The sequence below is a fragment of the Protofrankia symbiont of Coriaria myrtifolia genome (assembly GCF_900634755.1).
Lineage (GTDB): Bacteria > Actinomycetota > Actinomycetes > Frankiales > Frankiaceae > Protofrankia > Protofrankia coriariae.
Genome location: NZ_CAAAFS010000063.1, coordinates 3,602 through 11,673, shown reverse-complemented (window position 1 = coordinate 11,673; position 8,072 = coordinate 3,602). Strand labels below are relative to the sequence as shown.

At 69.5% G+C, this 8,072-nt stretch carries 6 protein-coding genes and 1 tRNA gene; 2 read left to right on the top strand and 5 right to left on the bottom strand.

Features of this window, described 5'->3' with window-relative positions:
• The 3 genes from CM1CMNOD_RS03380 to CM1CMNOD_RS03370 form a co-directional block, all read right to left on the bottom strand.
• A partial coding sequence (locus CM1CMNOD_RS03380; RefSeq protein WP_131773830.1) for a GGDEF domain-containing protein occupies positions 1 to 1,798 on the bottom strand: 1,798 nt, incomplete at its 3' end.
• Positions 1,799 to 2,732: 934 nt separating this feature from the next.
• Entirely contained in the window at positions 2,733 to 3,596 is an 864-nt protein-coding gene (locus CM1CMNOD_RS03375; RefSeq protein WP_237702972.1) for an alpha/beta fold hydrolase, read from the bottom strand.
• 553 nt (positions 3,597 to 4,149) lie between these two features.
• A complete protein-coding gene (locus CM1CMNOD_RS03370) occupies positions 4,150 to 4,644 on the bottom strand; it encodes a hypothetical protein (protein WP_241245607.1) in 495 nt (164 codons plus the stop codon).
• Between the two features lie 152 nt (positions 4,645 to 4,796).
• Between CM1CMNOD_RS03370 and CM1CMNOD_RS03365 the strand changes: the two genes are divergently transcribed.
• Complete coding sequence (locus CM1CMNOD_RS03365; protein ID WP_013872262.1) at positions 4,797 to 5,024, top strand: DUF4287 domain-containing protein; 228 nt, start codon at positions 4,797 to 4,799, stop codon at positions 5,022 to 5,024.
• Between the two features lie 171 nt (positions 5,025 to 5,195).
• Complete coding sequence (locus CM1CMNOD_RS03360) at positions 5,196 to 5,606, top strand: PPOX class F420-dependent oxidoreductase (protein WP_013872261.1); 411 nt, start codon at positions 5,196 to 5,198, stop codon at positions 5,604 to 5,606.
• Positions 5,607 to 5,851: 245 nt separating this feature from the next.
• Here CM1CMNOD_RS03360 and CM1CMNOD_RS03355 read toward each other — a convergent pair whose 3' ends face one another.
• Together CM1CMNOD_RS03355 and CM1CMNOD_RS03350 are read right to left on the bottom strand one after the other, a co-directional pair.
• On the bottom strand, positions 5,852 to 6,682 hold the full coding sequence (locus CM1CMNOD_RS03355) for a Bax inhibitor-1/YccA family protein (protein WP_013872260.1): 831 nt from the start codon (positions 6,680 to 6,682) through the stop codon (positions 5,852 to 5,854).
• Between the two features lie 469 nt (positions 6,683 to 7,151).
• A tRNA-Leu gene (locus CM1CMNOD_RS03350) sits at positions 7,152 to 7,226 on the bottom strand.
• Between the last annotated feature and the right edge of the window lie 846 nt (positions 7,227 to 8,072).

The following is an 8,072-nucleotide window of genomic DNA, read 5'->3' as shown; positions in this document are numbered from 1 at the left end:
GCGCTGAAGGGGGCGCTGGGGGGAGCACGTCGTCGGTCTCGGCGACGTGCACAGCGGGCTGCAGGCCCGCCAGCGCGCTGGGCGACCCCCCGGTCGCCATGGCGAAGCGGCCTTTCCCCGCCCGTTTGGCCTCGTACATGGCGTTGTCCGCGACGCACAGGAAATGTTCGGGCCGCGCGACATCGAGCGTCGAGGGCGCGATACCGATGCTGGCGTCGACCTGGACCACCGAGGCACCCACCATGATCGGGGCACGCACCGACTCGATGATCCGGTCGGCGGCCGCGGCGGCGGCCGCCTCGTCCGCGCCGCGCAACAGGACCCCGAACTCGTCACCGCCGAGCCGGACCGCCAGGTCACCGTCCCGCAGGGTCTGGACGAGACGTTCCGCGACGGCCCGCAGGACGACGTCACCGGCGTCGTGGCCGTAACCGTCGTTGACGGGCTTGAAATGGTCGAGGTCGACGAACAGCACCACGAACGGCGCGCCGCCGGCACGGACGGCACCAGCCGCCTTCTCCAGCTCGCCCATGAAGGCCACCCGGTTGGGCAGCCCGGTGAGCAGGTCGTGGGACGCCTGGTAGCTCAGCCGGTCCTGCAGGTCCTTGCGTTCCCCGACCTCGTGGCAGGTCACCAGCACACCGGCGAGCTCGGGATGGCTGGTGAGGTCGCTGGCCTCCAGGTCGAACCAGCGCGGCTGACCGGCGGCGGTGGTCAGCCGTACGTCGAGGACACCGCCCCCGGTCGGGTCGGCCAGCAGCCGCCGGATCCGCGCCACGTCGTCGGGATCGGCGAAGTCGGTCAGCACCCGGCCGATCCAGGATGCCGCGTCGTAGCCGAGCAGGTCGCGCACGGCGGGGCTGACAAAAGTCATCTCGTGGTTGTCACCGACGACCACGATGATGTCCCGGACTCCTCCGAGCATGGTGTGCAGCCGCGCTCGGGCCCGCCGGGCGACCTGCTCGCGGCGCAGCCCGAACACGACCAGTCCGCCGACGCAGACCACCAGAACGGCCAGCAGCGTCAGATCCCCGTGGCGCCCCGCGGCCCGCAGGTCCGCGAACAGCCGCGTGGTGGGCTGCTGGAAGATCGTGACATATCCGGTCGTGGACTGCTTCTCGGCGACGTTGACCACCTGCTCCCCGGCGCCGCCCGACATCCACACCCGGACCGTGCCCGGGACCAGACCGGCCAGTTCGCGTGGTTCGACCAGCCGCCGGCCCCGCAGGTCCTGCTTCCAGCAGGCGGCCGCGACACCGCCCGCGTCGACGTCACACAGGCTGCCCGACACACTGTCGAGAGCGGCGAACTTCTCGCTGCTCTCCCGGGCCGCCCCCTCGTCGACGACGCGCACCAGCACCGCCCACGGACGCGGCGCGCCCACCGGCACGACCGTGGCCCGCACCGGCATGCCGTCGAGGACGAACACCTGCGACATGGCCGGCTGCCCGGCCAGCGCCGCCGTCCAGGCGACACCCAGATCGGCGGCCGTCACCCGCGGCCCGTCCGGGACGGCGACCAGCGAGCCGCCGTCGATGCTGACGAGGGCGGCCAGCAGGCTGACGTCACCGATCGGCGCCGTCGCCAGCTGCTCCAGCATCCTGCGGTTGTGGGCCGGCTGGTCGGGCGCGAAGGAGAAGCTGGCGACCAGCGCGCCCATCCGCCGTGGGTCGGACGTTCTCGCGGCGTTCTCCGCGACCCGTTCGACAAGCCGGGTGCGGTCGGACAGCCGCTGCCGTTCGCCTTCGCGCAGACCCGCCTGCCGGACCGCCAGCGCCAGCGCCCCAAGCGCGATCACCACCGCCAGCCCGACGAGCAGCGGGACGGATCGTCGTAGCCGCCCGCCTTCTGCGTCACCAGCGAGGACGGGCGATCGTTCGACGAACGCCGGACGGTCGCCCGGTACCGAAACTGTGCGAATGACCTTTATCCCTCATCGTAATCGGTTGCCGTCACGGAAGAAGTATGCAGACAAGGCCGGAAGACCCGTCGTACGGCGGGTCGATACCGGTACCCACGGCCCCTCGGAGCCCGGCACGCGAAAAACCTGACCGCGCGGCCTTTGGCCCTGGCACCCCGCAAGGCCTCCGGCCGCGCGAAAAACATCATCGCGCGGCCTTTGGCCCTGGCACCCCGCAAGGCCTCCGGCCGGGTAGGAAGGCATCGTTCCGGCCCTTGTCACATCTCGGACGATCACCCCCTACCACTACACCTGTGGACAGATGTAACAAAAATGATAGTTGCGGACACTCAGTAGTAAGAACGCCTAGGAGCGGGACGTTCGATCCGCTGACGGCAGGCGGCCAACCGGCTGTCGCCAGGGCGGGCGGTCAGATCATGTTTCCTGCGTGTCCGGCTTCCCTCCGACTCCTCCGGGCTCCCTCCCGAGTCCGAGATCCACGGACCGGCCAGGAGGTCCAGCAGCCGGTCCCGACAGCTGCGGCGGGCTGGCGAATCCGATGGCTGGTGGGCCTGACAGGCTCGAAGAACCCCAGGTGAGGACCGACCGCCCGACAGCTCCGGGCGACCCGGCAGGTCTGACGGAACCTCGGTTGCGAGGCCGTCGGATCCGTCCCGGACGGATCGGCTCCGCCGGCCCGACCGGAACCCGGCCGCACAGGCGGACAGGCATACCAGCACCGGCGCTGCCGGGGAGCCGCCGGCCACCGAACCAGCGACATCGCCCGCGCGCAAGGACTACAACGACGATGTGTGACGACTACAAGCAATTACTAAGAGTGACCAAATGATGAGATGGAGGCGCTCGCCCGACGCGCCGCGGCGGCCACTTCGCCCCGGTGAGCCACATCGTCGAGTTTGTCCAGCAGCCGGTCCCAGACCTGGCGCGGGATGTCGTGCCCCATGCCGTCGATCTCCAACAGCTCCGCGGACGGGATGGCCGCGGCGGTCAGGCGCCCACTGGCCACCGGGATCAGCGGGTCGTTCGCCCCGTGCACGATCAACGCGGGGATCTCCAGCCGGGCCAGGTCGGGCGTGAGGTCCCCCGCGGCCAGGATCGCGGTCAGATGCCGCGCGGTGCCATGCGGGTCGTACCGACGCTCCCAGGCCAGCCCGGCCTGCCGCCGTATCCACTCGCGGTCGGGGGAGAACTCGGCCGATCCGATGATGTTGTGAGCCCGCTCGGCTCCGTCCGCGTACGCCTCCCGGCTCGCCACCATCGGGCGGAGCACGACAGCGGTGGCGTCCCGAGCGGCATGCCCGACGCCGTGGCTGCCGGTGGTGGCCGAGACCGAGGTGAGGCTGCGTACCCGGTCCGGGAAGGACAGCGCCACGATCTGGGCGATCATGCCGCCCATGGAGATCCCGAAGATGTGCGCGGACCGCCAGCCGAGGGCGTCCATCAGGCCGACGGCGTCGGCTGCCATGTCGTCGAGAGTGTAGGGGGCAGCGTCGGCGTTCCCGGACATCACGGCCACGAGATCCGGCTGCCCCAACTGGTCAAAATGGGTGGAAAAGCCGACATCACGGTTGTCGTACACAAGAACCTGAAAACCGCGGCGCACCATCGCCCGAATAAGATCAGGATGCCAGCCGACAAGCTGTTGGCCCAGCTCACCGACCAGAACGAGCGGCAAGCCACCGGAGTCGCCATGCAGCTCGTATGCGATTTCGATGCCATTGGCCTGAACCGTACCCATAGACGGAAGGTAGCGAGCGCTCGCCGCTGGCGCTCGCAATCCGGCAAACTCCGACCGCAGGTCACCTATTCGGGTGACGCCGAACACGTATCGGAGCTCGGACGGGCCGGTCAGCGGGCGAACCGACCAGCCCGCCGGCCAGGAAAGCGGCCGCTGCCCCCAGCGCCGTAGGCCCGTACCGACCCACGCTCAGGACGACGCCCATCGGTCGCTCGACGAGGCCCGCATCGCGCCGTCGACGGCCCGCCAGGAGCCAGCGCATCAAGGAATCATCAACACAAAGGGAGCGCCAACGCAAAAGGCCGTCAGAGCCGTCGGCGTGGCGGTCCCGTCAGAACGGAGGGGCCGTCAGAACGGAGGGGCCGTCGGCGTGAACGCCGTCGACACCGAGCGGCACGTATCATCGCGAAACTCCGCTTTTCGACACGGTGTCACGGAGTGGAAAATCCGCGGGTGGCGGCCGCCCAGAAGGACTGACCGCCGGTACCGGTCACCGCTGGAGGCCTCCGGCACGCCACCGCCGGGACGTCTCCAGATCGATGCGAGCCGCGCGGACAGCCAGCCGAGCCCGTTCTACGAGATCATTCCAAGAGAACGAACCATGCGCGGGGGCGGCGCTGGCAGCGGCCGCGGCCAGTGTTTCGATCAGGTCCGTTGCCAGTACGGCGATCTGGTCGGCGAGAGCGTGGTCGGCCAGACGCGGTGGACCGACACCCGTGGGAAGCCCGGAGCCCGCTTCACGCCCCAGGTCAGCGAGTTCGACGGCCAGCGCACGCGTCCGGTCGGCACGGGTACCGGTGCCGGGCCCGGCGGCCACGCCCGCCCCACCGGCTCCCGCCCCGGAACCGGGTTCGGGTGAGTTGGCGCCGAACCGGTAGGGGACGCACGGTTCCCGCCAAGAGGTCGGCGACCATCCGTGGATGCGGTCGTGCAGCCGTCGTACCTCGCTGATCAGCGCCGCCAGCGGCGCGTCCACAACCGCCACGTCCGAAATGATCAGATCCCGAATCGCCGGGGGATCCGCTTCGACCATCCATAAAGGCTACCCCGTGACAGCCGTGGCGGGTCTTGCCGTTGTCCGACTGGTGGTGCACGCTCCTTCCATGACTGATTGACCAGTGCGTACTGGAGGCGCCAATGTCGCAACAACGCTCCGAAGAGACCCACCACAGCCTTATCGAACGAATTCCTAGAATCACCGGACACGACGTCGGCCACTGGCTGGGATGCCTGGACCGCGGGCCTGGTCTCCTGCGCTTCTCCGAACGCGTGAACTGGCTACGGGACGAGCACGGGCTCCCCCACTGCTATGCGGCGGCTGTGGTCCACGAAGCGGATCTGCGCAGGCGCGCCATCCGGACCTGACCCGGTAAATCCTTTTCGCTCGATGTAACCTTCCTCGCCCGACCGGTCCGGCGCGGCCCGCATGCGTCACAGCCCCATGAGGATCCGGGTCCCGGTCGTCCTCCCCCCTCGGCGACGAGCGCAGGAGCATCCGGCACGGTGCCACCGGGCCGGCCGGGCGAGAATCAGCCCATGGACATCGACGCGGCACGGGACTACGTCCGGGACAATCATCGGGCTGTCCTCGCAACCTTCCGGCGGGACGGGACTCCGCAGCTGTCACCGGTCACCGTCGGCGTCGACACCGACGGCAGGCTTGTCATCAGCAGCAGGGAGACCGCCTACAAGGTCCGCAATCTCCATCGCGACCCGCGGGCCGGGCTGTGTGTCTTCCCTGACGCCTTCTTCGGGCCGTGGATCCAGGTGCGGGGCCGCGCACGGATCATCTCGCTCCCGGATGCCATGGAGCCCCTCGTCGACTACTACCGCACGCTGTCAGGCGAGCACCCGGACTGGGAGGACTATCGCGCCGCCATGGTCCGCGACCAGCGTTGCCTGATCAGTATCGAGATCGAGCACGCTGGCCCCGACCGCTCCGGGTGACCAGCGGGCCGGTCACCACCCGCGACGGCGAATCCGGCAGAGCAGGTGAGAGTCAACGCTGGCCTGGCCCCCGCCGCCACTCACACCCACCTGGCCGCCACTCACACCCACCTGGCCGCGGCCGCACCCGGCTGGCCGCGGCCGACCAGCCACCATGTGCAGCCGGAGCCACCGTACAGCCGGAGTCATCATGGCAAGCCGGTCGCGGCCTGCGCGGGCCGCGTAGCCTGAGCCAGCCAGGGGAGTCAGGCGCGCAGTTTCGACAGCAGCCTGAGCATCTCCAGGTACACCCAGACGAATCCGACGAGCAGCCCGAACCCGGCCCGCCAGGCCTCCGAACGGGGAGCACCGGCGGCGATCGCGCGCTCGATGTAGTCGAAGTCGAGGATGAACTGCAGGCTCGCGACCACGAGCACGGCAAGGCTGAACAGGATGCCGAGCGGGGACGCGTCATTGATGATCGGCAGATGACTGCCCGACACCGCTCTGATCACCAGGTCGGTCAGGCCGAGCATGACGACGCCGAGCAACGACCCGTAGACGACCCGGGCCATCCGCTCGGTCGCGCGCAGCCGGCGGCTGCGATAGGCCACCAGCATGGCCACGAAGACCACGGCGGTCCCGAGCAGCGCCTGGAGCACGATCCCGTGGAAGGCGTCCTCGTAGAACCGGGAGACCGCGCCTACGAACAGGCCCTCGAGCGCGGCGAAGAGCACGATCAGCGCGGGCCGCAGCCGCCGGCCGAAGGAGATCACCAGGGACAGCGCGAGCGCGGCGAACATCGCCGTGAAGCCGACCGCGGGGGTGGTCGGGGCGATCGCCCAGCCGACCGCCCCGGTGACGGCCATCACCGCGAACAGGCCCAGAGTGTGGACGACGACGTCGTCGACGGTCAGCCCACTGGGCGCCCGGTACAGCCCGGCGAGCTGCTCCGGCGTCGGGGTGGGCGGAGCTCCCCCGCCCGGCGGCGCATACCCCCCGGGGGCCCCGGGGCCGTAGTACCCGGAGGACGGCGTCGACCGGCCGGCGAAGCCACGCCGGCTGAACACCGGATTCGACGAGCGCATCTCGGCCATCAGGACACGACTCCTTCCGCCGCCCGTACCCAGCCGGGCGTACAGATCGCAACTGCCGTCGGGTTCGGTCGATCGTGCTGCCCGCCGCACCACCTGCCGCGCCGCCCACCATGTGGATCAACAAAGTTGATCAATAAGGTGGATCGGCAAAGCCCGGTCGATCGGCGCGCTCGCTCGACGAACCCGTCGGAATACAGAGTAGAACGCCGCGAGCGGGGGCCGTGCCCATAGTCCCGTGAACGACCGCCGGACGGCGCTGGATGACGTCGGAGCACTCCGCAAGATCGCTCGAAGCCCTCGCCGTCATGATCGCAAAACTCGCGGTGGCAACCGCCGGTGTCAGGACGGCGACCAGCATGAGGAAGGGTCACGCGTCAATGACGGTGAGGCATTCAGGCGAATAGTCTGATGGCATGACCGAGCGCCGGCCGGAATGATCCGGCCGGCGGCCACGGAACAGACCTGAATGTGCCGGTGGTCGGAGTCGAACCGACACTCGAGCTGTTTTTAGGACAGCCTCCTCTGCCTGTTGGGATACACCGGCTCGGCTACATCGGAGATGTTTCTACCACGCTACGTAGGATTTGCGAAAGAGACAACATGAAGAAAGTATAGGAAGTAACCAGAACCTCCTGATCCGTAACCCGTCGTGACACTCGCGCCCAACTCTCCTACCGAAGGTACGCGATCAATCACAGTATGACCGGCTGGCAATACAGCCAGCGTGGCAGCGGAGCTACGCGGAGAAGGGCGGGGCATCCTGGCCCGCGACGGGGTACCTCCGGCCCGCCGCCGGGGTCGGGAAGCGCGGCGAGCGAGGAACCCGGCCCGCGCTCCAGCCACGGGCAGGCCTGCGCCCACCAGGACGTGCCCGATGGATGTTGGTCGATGCGGATGGTGATCCGGGCGGCCTCCCGCAAGGCGGAGGACAGCAGACCCCCGCACGGCGCGTAGCGGTGGATGGGGAGCGCTCAACAACAGAGCTATTGGCGATGACAACAACACGTCGAGTGGCCATCCGGGCGCCGCCCGCGCGATCGAACATCCGTCAGACACGCCCTGGTGCCGCGTCAGCCGATGTTTGGCCGGCCGCCGTGTCCAGGTTGGTTCCAGGCAGGGCTCCGGGAGCCGCCTGGCAGCAGCGCCGCTCAGGGTTCCCGGCAACGCCGGGGGTCGCCTTGGGCACGGCGGACGCAGTGAACGTTGGCCGACGCGGCAGCAGGGGCCGGGCGCAGGGCCGGCGGTCAGCCGGACGAGGCCGGCACCAGCCGGCGGCTGTGGCGGACTCGCTTTCCCGTCTCGCCGACGGTCAACCGGACGACAGCGGCGCTCCCGGCCAGCAGCCGGGCCGCGCGACGCCCACGCCAACGCCCGCCGCGCCGCCCACGCC

What these genes read in the sequence shown, in the direction of transcription:
- CM1CMNOD_RS03365 (WP_013872262.1), top strand. Translation starts at nt 4,797, where the DNA reads ATGTCGCAACAACGCTCCGAAGAGACCCACCACAGCCTTATCGAACGA.
- CM1CMNOD_RS03360 (WP_013872261.1), top strand. Translation starts at nt 5,196, where the DNA reads ATGGACATCGACGCGGCACGGGACTACGTCCGGGACAATCATCGGGCT.
- CM1CMNOD_RS03355 (WP_013872260.1), bottom strand. Translation starts at nt 6,682, where the DNA reads ATGGCCGAGATGCGCTCGTCGAATCCGGTGTTCAGCCGGCGTGGCTTC.